The sequence below is a fragment of the Xanthomonas axonopodis genome, assembly GCF_001304695.1.
In the GTDB taxonomy this organism is placed as follows: Bacteria; Pseudomonadota; Gammaproteobacteria; order Xanthomonadales; family Xanthomonadaceae; genus Xanthomonas; species Xanthomonas axonopodis.
Window position 1 is genome coordinate 1 of the sequence record NZ_JFAQ01000221.1, and the last position, 18035, is coordinate 18035.

At 64.1% G+C, this 18035-nt stretch carries 10 protein-coding genes and 5 pseudogenes; 7 read left to right on the forward strand and 8 right to left on the reverse strand.

What is annotated here, in order from left to right:
- Window positions 1–304 precede the first annotated feature (304 nt).
- Window positions 305–637 (reverse strand): hypothetical protein, encoded by a 333-nt coding sequence (locus XAXN_RS17560; RefSeq protein ID WP_054320499.1) that lies wholly within the window; start codon window positions 635–637, stop codon window positions 305–307.
- A 201-nt stretch (window positions 638–838) separates the two neighbouring features.
- On the opposite strand from XAXN_RS17560, the gene XAXN_RS17565 reads away from it, so the two are divergent.
- Both XAXN_RS17565 and XAXN_RS17575 read left to right on the forward strand, forming a co-directional pair.
- On the forward strand, window positions 839–2485 hold the full coding sequence (locus XAXN_RS17565) for a glycoside hydrolase family 6 protein (RefSeq protein ID WP_174515465.1): 1647 nt from the start codon (window positions 839–841) through the stop codon (window positions 2483–2485).
- A 409-nt stretch (window positions 2486–2894) separates the two neighbouring features.
- Window positions 2895–4667, forward strand: coding sequence for an expansin EXLX1 family cellulose-binding protein (locus XAXN_RS17575; RefSeq protein ID WP_054320501.1), 1773 nt, complete (start codon window positions 2895–2897; stop codon window positions 4665–4667).
- Window positions 4668–4944: 277 nt separating this feature from the next.
- Here XAXN_RS17575 and XAXN_RS17580 read toward each other — a convergent pair whose 3' ends face one another.
- The gene (locus XAXN_RS17580; protein ID WP_042821225.1) at window positions 4945–5820 is read right to left on the reverse strand and encodes a DMT family transporter; all 876 of its coding nucleotides are present in this window, start codon (window positions 5818–5820) and stop codon (window positions 4945–4947) included.
- A gap of 197 nt (window positions 5821–6017) precedes the next feature.
- On the opposite strand from XAXN_RS17580, the gene XAXN_RS17585 reads away from it, so the two are divergent.
- Window positions 6018–6902, forward strand: coding sequence for a class I SAM-dependent methyltransferase (locus XAXN_RS17585; protein WP_054320507.1), 885 nt, complete (start codon window positions 6018–6020; stop codon window positions 6900–6902).
- A 231-nt stretch (window positions 6903–7133) separates the two neighbouring features.
- On the opposite strand, the pseudogene XAXN_RS17590 reads toward XAXN_RS17585, so the two are convergent.
- From XAXN_RS17590 to XAXN_RS17600, 3 genes and pseudogenes are all read right to left on the reverse strand, one after another.
- A pseudogene (locus XAXN_RS17590) lies at window positions 7134–7623 on the reverse strand (NAD(P)/FAD-dependent oxidoreductase); the annotation flags it as partial.
- Window positions 7624–7725: 102 nt separating this feature from the next.
- Window positions 7726–8244, reverse strand: coding sequence for an Rrf2 family transcriptional regulator (locus tag XAXN_RS17595; RefSeq protein ID WP_054320502.1), 519 nt, complete (start codon window positions 8242–8244; stop codon window positions 7726–7728).
- Between the two features lie 61 nt (window positions 8245–8305).
- A pseudogene (locus XAXN_RS17600) lies at window positions 8306–10186 on the reverse strand (GGDEF domain-containing protein).
- A gap of 350 nt (window positions 10187–10536) precedes the next feature.
- Here XAXN_RS17600 and XAXN_RS17605 point away from each other — a divergent pair.
- The gene (locus XAXN_RS17605) at window positions 10537–11628 is read left to right on the forward strand and encodes a DUF1615 domain-containing protein (protein ID WP_054320503.1); all 1092 of its coding nucleotides are present in this window, start codon (window positions 10537–10539) and stop codon (window positions 11626–11628) included.
- 32 nt (window positions 11629–11660) lie between these two features.
- Here the strand turns inward: XAXN_RS17605 and XAXN_RS21995 are convergent.
- Window positions 11661–13039, reverse strand: a pseudogene (locus XAXN_RS21995) (GAD-like domain-containing protein).
- Between the two features lie 410 nt (window positions 13040–13449).
- Between XAXN_RS21995 and XAXN_RS17620 the strand changes: the two are divergent.
- Window positions 13450–15774 carry a S9 family peptidase gene (locus XAXN_RS17620; RefSeq protein ID WP_054320504.1) on the forward strand — a complete coding sequence of 775 codons (2325 nt, stop codon included), beginning with the start codon at window positions 13450–13452 and terminating at the stop codon, window positions 15772–15774.
- 116 nt (window positions 15775–15890) lie between these two features.
- Here the strand turns inward: XAXN_RS17620 and XAXN_RS17625 are convergent, their stop codons facing one another.
- Together XAXN_RS17625 and XAXN_RS17630 are read right to left on the reverse strand one after the other, a co-directional pair.
- On the reverse strand, window positions 15891–16109 hold the full coding sequence (locus XAXN_RS17625) for an alpha/beta hydrolase family protein (RefSeq protein WP_054320505.1): 219 nt from the start codon (window positions 16107–16109) through the stop codon (window positions 15891–15893).
- A gap of 72 nt (window positions 16110–16181) precedes the next feature.
- Window positions 16182–16499: pseudogene (locus XAXN_RS17630) on the reverse strand (DUF3817 domain-containing protein).
- A 231-nt stretch (window positions 16500–16730) separates the two neighbouring features.
- Between XAXN_RS17630 and XAXN_RS17635 the strand changes: the two are divergent.
- Window positions 16731–17366 (forward strand): YiiX/YebB-like N1pC/P60 family cysteine hydrolase, encoded by a 636-nt coding sequence (locus XAXN_RS17635; protein WP_054320506.1) that lies wholly within the window; start codon window positions 16731–16733, stop codon window positions 17364–17366.
- Window positions 17367–17396: 30 nt separating this feature from the next.
- Window positions 17397–17765: pseudogene (locus XAXN_RS17640) on the forward strand (alpha/beta hydrolase); the annotation flags it as partial.
- Window positions 17766–18035: the final 270 nt, after the last annotated feature.

An 18035-nucleotide genomic window follows, 5' to 3' on the forward strand; every position in this document is an offset into this window, starting at 1 on the left:
GCTTCGGTTCCGTAGCGATCCACGCACTCGGTCAGCGACAAGCCCGGCTGAAACTGCACGATGTTGATCCCCATCTCCGACCTCCGTTGCCTTCAGCTGGGGCCATTGTCCAACCGCCTCGTCGCAGATCCTGCAACTACGGCTGAGCGATGGGGCTAATCAGGTTCCGCATAATCGACATCTGCAATAACGCCACACGTTTCGCGGATGGTGAGCGTAGTCGTCCACAGTTCCGGGATCTGCTTTATGGTAGCGCTCGCTTTCTAGAGCCCGCGCACGGATTCGCGGCATCGATGCTGGCCTTCTACGTTCTTAGCCCCGCCAGAAAGCCCACCATGCATCTCCAGCCACACCCCGCCTGCAAGGCCTGCTGCCATTGTCGATCGATGCGCCGGCCATGCCGTTCGATGGTCGCGGCAGGCGGGTCGACGAAAGCGGTCATGAGCCGCAACGACGCGGCACACAATCGCCCGGTGCGCGTGGGCGTATGCCCCGCTGCAGCTGCGCTCAAACGGGCAACGGAATCGACGCATTGCGCCGACCGATGCGCGAATACAGCGAGCCGCTTGAATGCGACATGCCGCACCATCTCCTGCGCCGATCGCCCCGGCTCAGAACCACCGATGCACGCGCGCATCTGGTGCGCGTTCGGTTGCGCACGTGCATCACTCACCCCGAGCGGGCATCCATCGAGAGAAACCACCAGTCACGGCGAATCACGCGACATCTTGATATCTCGCTATTACACACCGTTTCACCACTTCCCATCTCAAGGCAAAATTCAATGTCATCTTTAACAAACCTCCGACCCTGCGTCACGTCCAAGCTCGCCGTTTCGTTGCTGACCGGCGCGCTGCTCATTCCCGTTGCCGCATCCGCCCAGAACCATGTCGACAACCCGTACGTCGGCGCTAGCGGGTATGTCAATCCCGATTATTCGAAGGAAGTCAACTCGTCGATCGTCAAGGTCAAGGATGTGCAACTGAAAGCCAAGATGCAGGTCGTCAAGTCCTATCCGACCTCCGTCTGGCTGGATTCGATCAACGCGATCTATGGCGGCTCGCGCAACGCCGGCCGCCTAAGTCTGCAAGGCCACTTGGATGCGGCATTGGCGCAGAAAAAGGCCAATACGCCGATCACGGTCGGCTTTGTCATTTACGACATGCCGGGGCGCGACTGCCATGCGCTGGCCTCCAACGGCGAGCTGCCACTGACGCAAGCCGGCTTGCAGCGCTACAAGACCGAATACATCGACGTCATCGCATCGACGCTGGCCAATCCGAAATACAAGGATCTTCGGATCGTCAACATCATCGAGCCGGACAGCCTTCCGAATCTTGTCACCAATCAAAGCACGCCCGCCTGCGGCCAGGCGGCATCCAGCGGCATTTACGAGGCCGCCATCAAGTACGCGCTCGACAAGCTCCATGCCATTCCCAATGTTTACAATTACCTGGATATCGGCCATTCCGCCTGGCTGGGGTGGGACAGCAACCGTAGCCCTGCGATTTCGCTGTACACACGGGTCGTGAAGGGAACGGCAGCCGGTTTGGCCAGTGCGGATGGCTTCATCACCGACACCGCCAATTACACGCCGCTTCATGAGCCGAACCTGCCCAATCCGGACCTGACGATCGGTGGCCAGCCCATTCGCTCGTCCAACTTCTATCAATGGAACAGTTTCTTCGACGAATCGACCTATGCGGAAGCGCTCTACAACGGCTTCGTCGGCGCGGGTTGGCCCAGCAAGATCGGCTTTCTGATCGACACCGGTCGCAACGGCTGGGGCGGCAGCGCGCGCCCTACATCTGCCAGCGGCAATGACATCAACACCTATGTGGACTCCGGACGCGTGGACCGTCGCCTCGATCGCGGCAACTGGTGCAATCAGAGCGGTGCGGGGATCGGCATGCCGCCGACCACGGCACCCGGCGGGCATATCCATGCCTATGTGTGGGGCAAGGGAGCGGGCGAATCCGACGGCTCCAGCAAGTACATCCCCAACAACCAGGGCAAGGGCTTCGACAAATACTGCGACCCGGCCTATACGACTTCGAACGGCACGTTGACGGGTGCCTTGCCGAACGCGCCGATCGCCGGTAACTGGTTCCACGCGCAGTTCGTCCAGTTGGTCACCAACGCGTATCCCGCTATCGGCACCTCGACCAAGGTGGCGCTGCAGTCGGCTTCGACCGACGCGGTGCCCGCCAGTCTGCCGACGGAGACGAAGGGGCTGACCGCCAATGCAGCGGATGGCAAGGTCAGGCTCAGCTGGTCGCCCGTTGCCGGTGCCACGGGTTACACGGTGCAACGTGTTGCCGGCGCAGCCGCTGCTCCCATCACCGTCGCATCGGGCCTGACCTCGCCCTCATATGTGGACCAGGCGCTCACCAACGGTACCACGTACTACTACAAGGTAACGGCCAACGGCGCATCGGGTGCAGGCGCGAGCTCGGTCACCGTGAGCGCGACGCCGCATCGGTGATGCGATAACTGCGTTGCCACAGAGCGGTAGAGGCTAGTGTGCTCTACCGCTCCTCGGCCGCGGGAGGAGCGCTGCAACAACGATGGCGGCGCCTTGCGGCCGCCATTTCAATCGCTGTCGTGCTGCTCTACCTCTGTCTGGAGCGCGGCATGCGCTTCGAATGAGATGACATCTGTAGCAGATGCCGTCGTCGGCGGAACGGGCGCTGCATGGCACAGGCTCGGTAGCGCCACGGCAAGCGGCGCAGCGCCCACTCCGTGCCGCTGACGGCCAACCCAGACGGGAAGCGGCCTGTGGCACGCAGGGACTGCATCGCGCGCGTTGCCGGGGCGCTGCGCCCTTTTGTCTCCACCCGCACAGGCCGCTTCGTACGCATCTCAACGTACATAACACACTCTAGGAAACGTCCATGCTGTCACACATCCATTTCTTGATCGCGCTCGCAACGCTCGTCCCGGTCACCGCGCCGGCGATGCATGTCAGTACGCAAGCTCCCCTTGTCGATGCAACAGGTCAGACGCTGCACATTCGCGGGGTCACCTGGCCCGGCTTCGATCGCGCCGGGTTGGCGGCCGTCGGCATGCGCAACAACACACTGGCGCAACTGTTGGATCGGATGCAGGCGTCAGACATTAATGCCGTGCGTGTGCCGGTCTGCGCCGCTGTTCTGCAACGCGCCCCTGTGGCAGCTGCAGAAGTTGCCGGCGATTCCACGCTGCGCGGATTAGATTCCTTGCAACTGCTCGACGCAGTGGTGCATGCCGCAACCCAGCGCGGGATGCAGGTGATGTTCGCGTTTGCAGATGGAGGCTGCGATGACCGCGCACCGCTCCTGGGCGCACAGCAGCAAGCATGGACGCGCGGCCTGGTCACGCTGGCACGCCGCTATGGCGGCAACGCCAATGTCCTGGGTATTGACCTTGGCAGCAGCGGCTATCGCAATGCCAGCTGGGCAGGAAACGCGGCGGATCAGGATTGGAACCGGGTAGCGTCGCGCGCAGCTGCAACGGTGCTGGCGCAGGCACCGCGCTGGGTCGTGGGTGTGGAAGGTGTTGGCAGCGATGCTGCGTGCAGTGACCCAGGGCGCAAAGCGCCTGGCAGCAATCTTCAGCCGTTCGCGTGCGTGCCGCTGGACATCGCTCGCCGACACCTGGTGTTGATGCCGAAGTTGGCGGGCCCGGATCGCGATACGACCGATGCCTTCGCCGCACCCGGATTTGCGCAGGCACTGCCCGCCATGTGGCAACGCGACTTCGGCCAATTCGCAATCGACCATGCAGTGGTACCCGTCAGCCTCGGCGGTGGACTGGGCGATGGCGACCCGCGCGACGCGGCATGGCAAACCGCATTGAGCGATTATTTGGCAAACGCAGGAATGCGCAGCGCATTTCTCGGCAGTTGGGAAACGGGCAATGCCAACAACGGCGGCCTGTTGGCGCCGGATGGCAGCCCCCGCGCAGACAAACTGCTGATCTTGCGTCATGCCTGGGGCATGTTGCCCGTGATGCCCACCATTGCGACAGCAACTGGCGACAGCACGAAGAATGCGAGCGGGAAGAATTCGTGGAATAGTACTTTCAGCGGCACTGCCACCATGACCAGCTCCGGCTACTCTGGCGGCGCGCTCCTGCTGGACCCCATTCCGAGTGATGCCTTCATCACCGCACTCAACTCCACGCAGCTGAACTTCGGCGGGATCAAGGCCGCGCTGGCTGGTGCCTATCTGGAAGTGACCGGCCCCAAGGGAAAGACCACCGTCTATGTCACCGACCTGTATCCGGAGGGCGCCTCGGGCGGCCTGGATCTGTCTCCCAACGCCTTCGCGGCGATCGGCAACCCGGCAGACGGGCGCATTCCGATCAGCTGGAAGGTCGTCCGCGCGCCGATTACCGGGAACGTGCAGTACCGTATCAAAGAAGGAAGTTCACGCTATTGGGCCGCGATCCAGGTGCGACACCACACCTATCCGGTAGTCAAGTTCGAAGTCAAACAAGGCAGCACCTGGACCAGTCTGCCGAAGACCGATTACAACCATTTCTTGGGCACAAACCTCGGCAACAAGCCGCTGTCCATCCGCATCACCGATATCCGCGGGAAGGTCATCGTGGACAAGATTCCCGCGCTGACGGAAGACAGTAGCTCCAAGCCGTATTTCGAGCCCGGCCACTCACAGTTTCCCTGAGGTACGCCGCCGACCCGAGAACGGCCGGTACGCTGGCGCGCTGCGGCCACGTTGGCAAAACGTCTATCGCGGTGCGACTGCATCGGAACAAAGCCAGCGACGATGCGCGCCTCATCGAGCGCTGGCGCGTTCCGCGTGCGGCACCGGGTTCCGGTCAGCGATGGGTCGGGACGCAGCATTGGGGATCGCAACTGTCTCGATGTCTGTGCCCCTGACGGACCGGGGCTTTTCCGAATCCCGCCCCACTGCCAGTCAACCCGCCTGCACTGCGCAGCACTCACACGATCTTCGTCCGCCGCCACCAACGCGACACCTGTTCCTCGCGCACCAGGGTGAACAAACCGGCGCCCAGAATCAGCGCGATGCCCACGGCCATCGGCCAGTCCAGATGATCATGAAACAGCAGGTAGCCGAAGCCGATGGCCCATAGCATCTGGCTGTATTGGGTCGGTGCGACCACACTGACCGGAGCCAGGCGCGTGGCGTACATCATGCAGATGGCCGCCAGCCCGGCGAGCAAGCCGTAGCCGGCCAACAAGCCCCACTGCGACAGCGTGGGCCAGACGAAGCTCGGCAACATCATGATCCCGCCCATCACCAATGGGCCGATCACGCCAGCGCCGTACAAGGTCAAGCGCTTCTCGCTATGGCCGGCCATGCGCAAGGCGATTACCGAGATGGCGCCGACCAGGCCGCACACGATTGCCGCCACATGCCCGTGGGTGAGATGACGAAATCCCGGGCGCAGCACGATCAACACGCCGATGAACCCGACGATCACCGCCGACCAGCGCCGCCAATGCACTGCTTCCTTGAGGAAGATCACCGACAGCACGGTGACGAAGATCGGCATCAAAAAGATCAGCGCGAATGCTTCGGCCATCGGCAAGGTGGTGAAGGCGATTACCGAGGTGAGATTGCCGATGGCGCTGGTGAGCGCTCGCAGCAGCCACAGTGCCGGCTGCTTGGCCATCACCAGCTCGCGCAACTGGTCGTCTGGCTTTTTCAGGAAGGGTACGGCCAGCAACATCAGCAGCGCGCCCAGAAACAGCACTTCATAGACCGGCAGCGTGCCTTCGAGCAGCTTCACGAACGCATCGCTGATCGAATAGGCCGCATAGCAGGCGAACCCCAACAACACACCCTTCAGCATTGCCATGCTCCACGGTTGACGCCGATCGGACGAGGTGTCGATGCGGACGGCCTGCAGTATGCGGCGCAGCGCGTGTCAGCGAAACGGCGCGGGCAGTCGACCTCGGTAGTACGCGCATGCGGCGGCGGCCCGGCAGCGGGATGCCTGTCCGCAACAGGTCGGTTACGATGCCGCTCCCTTCCTTGCAGCTGTGCGGCATGTTCCGCACGCCGCACACAGAGCTGTCAGCCGTGCCCCACTACTCCGGTCCCCTACTCGTTCTCGCCGATGCCCAAGCGCTGCTTGCCGCGCGCGGCATTGGTCTGACTCACTGGACCGGCTCGCTCGACCTGGGCCGCAGCACCGACACCGCCCAGCTCGATGCACAAACCTGGCAATGGCGCGGCCGCGGTTACCCGTATCCGGGCAAGCTCAAGGAGCGCACGCTGTACTTCTGGGATGGCGATGATTTCGCGCCGATCTCGCGCTACAGCGGCGCGCTGATCAAGCTGGTGCCCACCGAATGGGGCGCGCCCACGTTCGAGATCGATGGCATCAAGATGCTGCCCTCCGCGCAGCTGTCGCCGTTCGAGGATGCGCGGCGCAAGGTGGCGTTGGTGGATCCGCGCGGCAAGATCGTGCTGGACACCTGCGGTGGGCTGGGCTATTTCGCCGCGTGCTGCCTGGAGGCCGGGGTCGCGCAGCTGCGCTCGTTCGAAAAGAATGCCGATGTACTGTGGCTGCGCACGCTCAACCCGTGGTCGCCGGATCCGGAGGGCGCTGCTGCCGGCGGACGCCTGCAGCTGACCCATGCCGATATCGCGCAGCACATCGCCACGCTGGCCGACGATTCGGTCGATGCCATCCTGCATGACCCACCCCGCTTCGGCATTGCTGGCGAGCTGTATGCGCAGGTCTTCTACGATCAGCTCGCACGCGTGCTGCGCCGAGGCGGGCGGCTGTTTCATTACACCGGCGCGCCCAACAAGCTCACCAGTGGGCGCGATGTGCCCAACGAAGTGAGCAAGCGTCTGGCCAAGGCCGGCTTCACCGCGCAACTTGCGCTGGATGGCGTGCTGGCGAGCTTGCCTGCACGGCGCTGAGCGGGGTCTCCCTCCACGCGATTGACGCGGGCGAGATGACCTGCGTAATCATCGGGTGGCAGATGCAAGGCAATATACCTTCAATGCACGCATGCGCACTGCATGGCCACGCGCAGCGTACGCGAGGCCAGCATGACGGTCGCCGCAGCGGTTGCAGACTGCCGCCGGAGGGATCTGCGATACTGCCGCGCCCTCGACACGGATGTTGCATGCGCACCCACGTGATCAGACGCCCCAATCCGGCAGCATGGCGGTTTGATGCGCAGCAAGCGCAGAGGTCGCGATCACACCGATGCGCCCCTGCTGCAGTTCGTAGCCATGGCAATACGGACACACGAACCTGCCGGCCCCAGCGTTCGGCCAAGCCGGCCAGCGCAGGGAGGCGATCGACCACTCCCATGGCCAGAATCAGCCGCCGGGCGGCATGCACGGTGCCGTCGGCAAAGACGACCTCGAAGGCGTCCGCCTGGCCGCGGACCTAGACCACCTCGCCGTCGGTCCACTGCACGCTGGCATACGAAAGCACCTGCGCACGCGCCTCATCGGCAATGCGCGCAGGCGATGCGCCGTCGCGGCCCAGGAAGCCATGCGAGGTGTCGGCAAAACGATTGCGCCGCAGGCCGCTGTCCACCAGCAAAACATGGCGTCGCGCCCGCGCCAACTGCAGTGCGGCAGACAGCCCGGCATAACTGCCGCCAATGATGATCACCTCGTGCTGCATGGTCGCTCCTGGGTGCCGAGACCGATCAATGTATCTTTCGCTGTTACATTGATTGGCATCTGAGACACCACGGGTATCTTGCCGCACGTCCGGTAACGCGATTCAGCGCTGCCGCGTGCGCTTGCCCGTCGCGTTGCAGCGCGATGGCGCCCTCGCGCTGCACAAGGCATCGAACTCGCTCGCCAGTGCGGCAAGCACCGTGCCCAGACGCTGCAACAGCAGCGCTTCGGCATCGGCCAGCGCATCGGCAATTGCCGCGTTGACCACACGCTCCACCCCACACTGCGGATCAGGATGATCGGCCCCGATCGCAAACAGTTGCGGGCCGCCAACCGCGCGATGCACATCCAGCAACGTCACCTGCGCCAGATCGCAACCGATCTGCCAACCGCCGTTGTGGCCGCGACTGGATTGCACATAGCCGGCACTGCGCAGCCCGGCCATGGTCCGGCGCACCACCACCGCATTGGTCGACAGCATGCTGGCAATCTGCTCGGAGGTCATCGGCTGCGGGCTTCTGGCCATGTGGAGCAACACATGCAACATGCGGGAAAGGCGGCTATCGGTACGCATGCGGTCCTGAGTTCGTTCGATCGGTTCACGGCAACCAGCGGTCGCCATCGGCCAACAGATTGTGCCGCAGCACCGCCTCGATGTCGCAGCGCAGATGCGTGCCGCAGGATCAGCACACCGCCCATTGATCGCGCCCAGCGGTCTTGGCGGCGTACAGCGCAAGATCGGCCTGGCTCAGCAACACATCCAGCCCGGTGTCGGCGACGATGCGCACCGCGTCCATGCAAAAGCGCACCGATTGGTCGGGCGGCAGGCCGGCGATGTCGATCGCTGCCACCGCACTGCGCAGGCGCTTAAACACCGCGGGAATCTCCTCTTCGCCACAGCCCGGCAACACCAGCAGAAATCCTTCGCCGCCCTGGCGGCCCAGGCGATCCTGCGCGCGCAGGGTCAGCCGAGACGCATTGGCCAGTGCCTTGAGCACCGCATCACCGGTGGCGTGCCCATACACGTCGTTGATCTGCTTGAAGTGATCCAGATCGATCAACGCCAGCATGCCCGGCGTATGCGAACGCAAGGCCTGCTCGATCTGCTGCTGTACCTCGGTGCGAATGGCGCGCCGGTTGGGCAGGCCGGCGAGTTCGTCGCGCATCGCCAGCCGCGACAACTGGCGGCGGTGCCGTGCGCCGAAGGCCAGCACCACTAGTGCACCGAGCAGCAACAGGCAGGCCGCGCACAACGCGATCCACAGCGTTCGCTGGCCGGCTTCGCGCGCCTGCAGAGCCAGCTGCGCGGTCTCGCTGCGGCGGCGCAGCTCGGCCGTTTCGGCGTCGCGGCGTGTGTCTTCGTAGCGCGCCTGCAACCGCAACATCACCGTATCGCGCTGGCGGTCCAGGCTTTGCGAACGTAGCGCGTTGGCGCGTTGCACTTCCTGGTAGGCCTCTGCATGGCGGCCCTGGAATGCCAGCGCCTGGGCGATCGCGTCGACCAGTTGCGCGCGCCGGTTCCAGGTCAGGTTGGGGTCGTCTGCGGCCTTGGCGGCGACGATTTCGGCGTCCAGACCATGCGCCTTCAACGCGATCAAGGCCTGCAGCAACACGGCGTGACATGCCGCGACGCGCCCGATATTGCCTTGTTGCTGCATCAACGGCAGGGCTTCGCGGGCCATCGTCAATGCAGAAGCGGCATCGCCGGTTTCGATCAGGGCCTCGCTGGCGCTGGTCAGCGCTGCAGCCACGCCGGCCTGGTCGCGCAGTTCGCGGCTGAGTGCCAATGCGCGCGGGAAATGCAGCAGTGCCGCTTCCGGTTGCCGTGTTGCCAAGGAAGTGCCGAACGCGTATTCGATCAGACTGCGCTGAAAGCGCGCCGGCTGGTCGTGCAGGCGTGCGAGCGCACGCTGCAGATAGTCTTCGGTTTCGTTGTCTTCGGCGGCGCGACCACCGACCCGGCTGGCCAATGCTCCCAGTTGCGTCAACGCATCCAGCTCCAGCCCGAGCAGTTTTTCGCGCGCCGCACACTGATAGCTGGCCTGCGCCGCGCTCCAGGATTCGTCGCTGCTGCCGGAGGCGAGCATGCTCCACATGTCGACCGCCTCACTTCGCACAGCAGATCGTTGCGGCCCAGCGCGCTGGCCCGTTGGCGCAGCGCTTCAAGCCGCGCCACCATGACGCGATTGGGGTTTTCGCGCACATCGCTGAGCGCCTGCACGATGTCCAGCCACAGCTGTGCCTGCGAGACGTTGCCGTGCAGCTGGTCGAGCTTTCCGCGCGCTTGCGTCAGCACCACCTGACGGCGTTCGCTGTCTCCCAGTGAAATAAGCACGCGTGCCTGCGCCAGCAAGGCTCAGAACTCGGCATCCACGTCGTGGTCGCGGCTCGCCCGCTGCAGTGCGCCTTGTGCGATCTGCAACGCGACCACGGGGTCGTCGATGGTCGCCGCTTCGATCATCTTCCACGGCTGCGGTGGCGGCTTGCTGGTTGCTGTGGCATTTCAGGCACTCCCACGGTTGGACAGCGATGGAATCCAGCGAAATTTCAGGCCAAACGCCCATCTTCCGATGTCATGCGAATGTCATGATGACCAACGCGCACCACAGGCCGTGTGATCGACGCGCAAGCGGTCGCGTTCGTTATCTGCACAGGCCGGACACTCTTGAATTAGGATGACGCTAGAGCCCAGCACATGGCACCGGCGCACAGACGGCAGCCAGACCACTTCGTCGCTTTGCTTGGCCGATGCGCCCGATGCACCACGACAGCAGTCCAACCCATCTGCCCCGATCGCCGTGGCTTCGGTATGCCACGACACGGCAGCCTTGCGCGCCAGCGGGTGAAGCTCTCACGGTGCCGCCGCGTAAACTGCCGCACGGCAGCTGCTGCCCCACGATCTTCCGGAAACGCCGTGATCTCACACTTGCCCCGCCTGCTCACGCTGCTCGTCATTGCCTTGCTGTCGGCCTGCGCCACACAAGCCCCGCGCGCGCCGCAACGCTCGTCCGATGCGGTCAAGGCCGATATCGCGCGGCGCCTGCCGGCAACCTTGCCCGACCGCGCCGGCTGGGCCAGCGATGTGTATGTGGCGCTGTCCTCGCAGGGGTTGGACACCAGCGCCGAGCACATCTGCGCAGTGCTGGCAGTGACCGAGCAGGAATCGACCTACCAGGCCAATCCGGTCGTGCCCAACCTGGGCAAGATCTCGCGTGCCGAGATCGACCGCCGCGCCAGTGCGCATCACATTCCCGGCTTCATGGTCGATGCCGCCTTGCGTCTGAATTCGCCGGATGGGCGCAGCTATGCCACGCGCATCGCTGCCGCGCGCACCGAGCAGGAACTGAGCCGCATCTTCGAAGACTTCACCGGCAGCGTGCCGTTGGGCGCGCGGCTGTTCGACGGGTTCAACCCGGTGCATACCGCCGGGCCGATGCAGGTAAGCATCGCCTTCGCCGAACAACATGCCCAGCGCTACCCCTACCCGCCCGGCGACTCGATCCGCCATGAAGTCTTCAGCCGCCGCGGTGGGCTGTGGTTCGGTACGCAGCATCTGCTGGGTTATCCGGCCAACTACGACGCGCTGCTGTACCGCTTTGCCGATTTCAATGCCGGCTGGTATGCCAGCCGCAACGCCGCCTTCCAGGCCGCGCTGAGCAAGGCCAGCGGGATTGCACTGGTCCTGGACGGCGACCTGCTCACGCCGGGCGCCAGCCTGGATGCGCCCGGCGGCACCGAGCGCGCCGCACGCAGCCTGGGCAGCCAGTTGGCGATGAGCGACCGCCAGCTCCGTCGCGCCCTGGAAGACGGCAACAGCGCAGATTTCGCCGACTCCGACCTGTATCGCCAGGTGTTTGCGTTGGCCGAGCGCAGCGCCGGCAAGCCGCTGCCGCGTGCCGTGTTGCCCGGCATCACCCTGGAAAGCCCCAAGATCACCCGCACGCTCACCACCGCCTGGTTTGCGCAGCGGGTCAATGAGCGCTGGAAGCGCTGCATGAGCAAGTGAGCGCGCGGAACGCAGCGCTGCCAGCGCTGCGCTCAGTCGCCTCCTTCGCCGCTCAGGCGACTGGTCAACACATCGCCGACAACCGGGCCATGGTCCACCGTGCCATCGCTGCCGCGTTGATACCTGATGCCGGCCCGGCACGCGGTAGGGTCCATCTCCCATACCCAGCCATACAGGGCACGCCCTGTGCCTGGCGGCGAGCGTAGCGGCATGTTCATGCGCAGGCCATCGTCCTGGCCGCGGTCCAGCGTGCACATGATGGTGCCGGCGCCGTCGTCTTCAGCGTCCGGGTCGATCTCGTGCACATGGGTGATGGTGGCGATGACCGCTTCGGCGTTCACCCGTTGCTGGAACACGTGTGGAAGATCGGCAAGCGGTGGCGCCGCGCGCCCGCCGGATGGCTCCTGGACGAACGCATCGGTCAACCTCATCTTGCGGAAGTAGTACTCGCTGCGACCGAGTGTTTTTGAGCCATCCATGGCCGTGGCCATGTCTGCCAGTTCGTCGGTGCGCAGCAGGAACATGTCGGTACCCGAGCGCATCACCAGCAGTTACGCATCGTTGGCATCGCTACCGCTCGAATCACGGCGCAGGCGGATGTCCAGCGTGACGTATTGATCGCCCATCTCGGTGTGCGTCACCTCAAAGCGCCCCGAATACACGCGCACATCGGTGCGTGCAAGACTGCGATGATCGATTTTCCAGAACAGCAGGCGATACTGCCCGTTGGGCTCCAGCGCCAGCATGCGATGCCAATCGATATACGACGACAGGTACAGGCCATGCAGGTCGTCGGCATTGGTCGTGGGCGCATCGGCCACCGGGGCGGGGCGGTCGACAGCGTCGCGTCGCCGGGTGTGCAGCGCCAACGCATCGACCTTGTTGACCCGCAGCATCTGCATCGAGAACAGCAGTTGATCGATCTCGTAGACCTCGCCCGCGGCGAGTGGGCCGCACTCCTTGCGCGCGGCGGCAAGCAGGGCCGATGGGATCAGGGAATCGCAAAATGCCGCGTCGCAGAGGGACTGGTTGAAGAAGTCCTCCAGGTTCCAGCTCAGATCGCCGGTGGCTTTGGAGACCGGATCCACATAGACCACGTCTTCGTCGGTGGCGGTGAGCTTGCGGTAGTACAGCAGCGCGCCGAAGGGAGTGAGCGCGATCGGAATACCTGCACCGCGTCAGGTGGCGAGACGATCCAGCGATCCAGCACCGGCTGCCACTGCCGGGGGTCGATCAGCGCGAACTGCATGCGTCCATAGTGCCCCAGCCCTTTTTTGCGCCACAGCTCAAGCAGGCTGGCAGGCAGCACTGGCGCATACGCGGCAATCAGATCCGTTGCGGCAGGCTGCGTCTTGCCTGGCGGATGCGCCTTGAGGAAGCGGGACAGTGCCAAGCGGCGAAACCAGGACATCGGACTGCCTCCAGTCGACGTTGCGTGCGTTCAACACCCCACAGCGTGCCGCATGGCCATGCAGGGAACATGGGAGAAAGCGTAGTTCATCGCGCAAGGGTCTCGTAGTCGCGTAGTCGGTGGCTGACCGAGCAGCGGCGCACGTGCAGGCCGTGGGTGTCTTCGCCCAGGATGGGGACCGAGCGCCCCCACGCAGTGGTGATGCCGGGCCTGGGCGATCCGCTGGGCAACCGCTCGATCGCCGGCCTGCTTTCTGGGCCACGCGGTGTCCTCGCCGACTGGGTGCGGCCTCCAACAGACGCCACCACGCAGGCACGACTTCTGGCAGAGGCACGCGGCCCACGTGGCCGGTAGCATCGGACGGTGGCACCGACCGCATTAGCGCGTTCCTTTCATCCCGGAGAGTCTTCATGCCCACCACCCCGCTGCCGCTGCGGCACCTGTTCGTCATCGCCCTGGCCGCTCTGCCGGCACTTGCCAGCGCGCAAGCCCCTGCCGTCACCGACGCCGACTACGCTCGCGCCGAACGGCTGATCAACTACGCCGCACAGCCGCTGGTCGACCATGCCCTCACCCGCATCGACTGGCTGGACGCCACGCACGTGGTGTATGTCGATCACGATGCCAAGGGCAACCGGCTGCTGCAGCTGGACACCGCCACCGGCAAGACCGCCCCGATCTTCAAACAGGCTGCGCTGATCGCCTCGCTCAATACGCTATTGAAGACCGGCGACAAGCCGCTCAAGACCGACACCTTCGCACCGGTGGTCAAGCTCACCGCCGATGGTCGCTACCGCCTCAACGTGCGCGATACCGCCGTGGTCTGCGATGCGCGTGCGCGCTGCAGCAAACTGTACGCCAAGGACAACCCGGAGCCGGGCGTGCTCTCGCCGGACAAGCGCAACGAAGCCTTCATCCGCGACTGGAACCTGTGGCTGCGCGACCTTGCGAGCGGCCAGGAAACCCAGCTCACCCGCGACGGCGTGGAGAACTTCGGGTACGCCACCGATAACGCCGGCTGGCAGCACACCGACAATGCCATCGTGGCGTGGTCGCCGGACTCCCGCAAGATCGCCACCTTCCAGCAGGACCAGCGCAAGACCGGCGACATGTACCTGGTCAGCACCAAGCTTGGGCATCCGGAACTGCAGGCGTGGAAATATCCGCTGGCCGGCGACAAGGACGTGACCATGATCGAGCGCGTCATCATCGACGTGCCCACGCGCAGCGTGCTGCGCCTGAAAACACCGTCAGACCAACATCGCTCCACGCTCTGCGACGACGTTAGTTGTTCGCCTGGCCTATGGGACGACGTGAAGTGGGCACCGGACAGCAAGACGCTGGCGTTCGCCTCCACTTCGCGCTTCCACAAGCAGACCTGGTTGCGCATTGCCGATGCCGGGACGGGCGCGGTGCGTACCGCCTTCGACGAAACCGTCAAAACCTATTACGAAAGCGGCCAGGTGGCCGCCAACTGGGCGTATCTGCCGACCAGCAACGAGGCAGTGTGGTTTTCCGAACGCAGCGATTGGGGCCAGCTGTATCTCTACGATCTGGCCACCGGCAAACCCAAGCGCGCCATCACCACCGGCGAAGGCAACGTCACCGAGTTGCTGCGCGTGGACCCGGTTACGCGCACCGCATGGTTTGTCGGCGTGGGCCGCAGCGCAGGCGTGGACCCGTACTACCAGCAGCTGTGGAAAGTCAGCCTGGATGGCGGCGAGCCGGTATTGCTCACGCCCGAACCGGCCAATCACAGCATCGCGCTGTCGCCCGATGGCGCACGCTTTGTCGACACCTATTCCACCTCGGTCACGCCGCCGGTCACGTTGCTGCGCGAAGCCGGCGACGGCCGCACCGTCAGCACGATTGCCACCGCCGATATCACACGCCTCAAGGCGGCCGGCTGGGTGCCGCCAGAACCCATCACGGTGAAGGCACGCGACGGCAAGACCACGCTGTACGGTTTGATGTTCAAGCCCAGCAACTTCGACCCGACGCGCAAGTATCCGGTCATCGATTACGTCTACCCGGGCCCGCAAACCGGCTCGGTGCGCGGGCGCAGCTTCCTGGCCGGCCACGGCGACAATCAATCGCTGGCCGAACTGGGCTTCATCGTGGTCGCCATCGACGGCATGGGCACGCCGTGGCACTCCAAGACCTTCCACGACACCTGGTACGCCGACATGGGCGACAACACCTTGCCCGATCAGGTCGCCGGCTTGAAGGAGCTGGGTCGGCGCTATCCCTGGATCGATCTGGATCGCGTCGGCATCTGGGGCCACTCCGGCGGCGGTAACGCCTCTACCGGCGCGATGCTGCGCTATCCGGATTTCTTCAAGGTCGCCTGGTCGGAAAGCGGCAACCACGACAATCGCGGCTACGAAGACGATTGGGCCGAGAAGTATCACGGCGAGCACATTGTCAACAAGGACGGCACCTCCAACTACGACGATCAGGCCAACGCCAACCACGCCAGCAAACTCAAGGGCCGGCTGATGCTGGTGCACGGCACCCTGGACGACAACGTGCCGCCGTACCTCACCTTGCTGGTGGCCGATGCCTTGATCAAGGCCAACAAGAACTTCGACATGCTGATGCTACCCAACGCCAAGCACGGCTATGGCGATCTCACCCCGTACGTCACCCGCCGACGTTGGGATTACTTCGTGCAGTACCTGCTCGGTGCGACCCCGCCGGCGCAGTATCAGATGAAGCCGATGCCGGCCAATTGACAGCGTGCAGGCGCTGCGGTGGCCGATGCTGCGCCATACCCGCGGCTATTGATTCACCGCACTAACGTGCTGGAGCACCGTGTCATCCGGTCAGAACCGGCTGACACGGTGGCCATTCACTTGGCCGTGCTGTCGCCCAGTTGCTTGCTCAAAACCGCCAGCAAGCGCGTGTCGTATTCGCGGCGGTGCGGTTCGGTGTGAAAGCCTTGGCCCTCGTTGGAAAAATACAGCGACTCCACCGGCACACCAGCACCTTTAAGTGCGCGCTCCATGTGTTTGGCGTGCTCGATCGGTGCGCGCTCGTCCTTGCCACCGGCCGCAAGAAACACCGGCATCTTGATCTGACTTGGCCAGCGTCACGGGCGAACGTATTGCCAAGGTGTCGCGCGCGCCGAGCGCGCAGCGGATCAGTGCGCAGCAGGTCGCCGTGGGCCCAGCAAGCCCATACGCCGGAACCACATCTCCAGGGGCACCGTCACCAGCGGTGGCAACGCCGCCAGCAGACTCAAGGCCCATGCCTACCACGGCCAGCGCAACCGCAATGCGGCAATCACGCTAACCGCGACATAGAACAGGAAGGCCGCGCCATGCAAGCGCCCGAACACCCAGACCACAAGCTCGCTGCTCTGCAGCCCGTACTTCAGAAACATGCCGACCAACAATCCGGCCCAGGTCAGCCCTTCGAAAAATGCAGCCAACGCAAACAGTCGGCCGATCGGCGACAACGCAGAAGACACACACGCATTCAACACTCCAGACGGACAGGGATTGCCGCGACGCGATGGCGGCGGCGACGCCGGCTGGCATTGCCAGTCTACAGCCCGCATCAACACAACTGAGAGCCAAAAGCCGGCAAGCACCTGCATGTCGGTACTCGACGTGGATGACTACAAGCGGCCCACGCTTCGGTTGGCGCTCCAAGCCCACATGCAAGCGATAATGTCGGCCCCTTTGTCATGAAGCCTCGCATCATGCGCATCGCACTGCTGTTGTTAATGCTCATCGCCCTACTGCCCGCCACGGCGCTGGCGCTGAAGGTGCACGATGGCGATCTGCTGTTCGTCACCGCGGCGCACACTGGCCTCAGTGGCGCCATCGACGGTGCAACTGGCGTACAGGGCCAACCCAGCTTCGATCATGTCGCGCTGGTGGCGCATGCAGGCGATGCTGCGGTGGTCCTGCACGCCGACGAGCACGGCTCGCACGAGCAACCACTGCAGGCATTCATCGACGAGGCCACCGCCAAGCAGCGGCAGATCGTCGTGTACCGGCTCGGCCGCGCGCATCGCCCTGCGATCCCCGATGCCATCGCCCAGGCACGGCGCATGCTCGGCAAGCCGTATAACGATACTTACGTGCAGGACGACAACAGCTATTACTGCTCGGATTTCATCGAGCGCGCCTTCCGCGCGCATCACGTGATTGCCCTGCAACCGATGAACTTCAGGAATCTGCAGACCGGCAAGATCTCACCGTACTGGATCGATTTCTACCGCAGCAAGGGCATGCCCGTGCCACAGAGCATGCCAGGCACCAACCCGAACGATATGGCCAAGGCACCTGCGTTGAGCGTGATTGGGCGGCTGAACTGAAGACCCCGTGCCGATCTTGTTGCATGGCGCGGATTACCTTGCCTGTTGAGCAACCCGGACATGTTTTCCGACGACATCCTGGGCAGCCCGTCGTACTGGTATGGCGAACATGCGATCGCGGCGCAGGAAAAAACCTTTGCTGCCGCGCATGGCGATTTGCCGGCGCAGGTGTCCATGTACATCGGCGAGTACGAACAAGTGCGTTATCGCCAGAACCACAAAATGGTCATCGATACCCAGAACATGGCGCGTGCGTTGCGGGCGCGTGGCTATCCGTCGTTACATCTCACGCTTGAGATTTTCCACGAGGAAGATCACCTGAGCATCGGGCCACGTGGCATCACACACGGCTTGGAAGTGGTGCTCGGGGTCAAGGCTGCCGATCGCAGCGAGCACTGACGCATGGCATGCCGTCGGGAGATTGAAGTGCCCAAGGCGATGGCATGCAACGCAATGGTCAGCCACGAACACCCCCCGTTGCTGCGCCGGCGTATTGCACGCGGCAACCACCGGCATGCGAGCACAACCGATGCGCGGCGTGCACAACATCTTGCCAACTCCCACACATGCCACGCCCTAGTTGTTCAGTCCCGGCATTAGATGGATCGGATTCACTTTGAACCGCTCGGGTTCGGATGTCCACTGCTTGCAGATGAATTCGTACGGTGT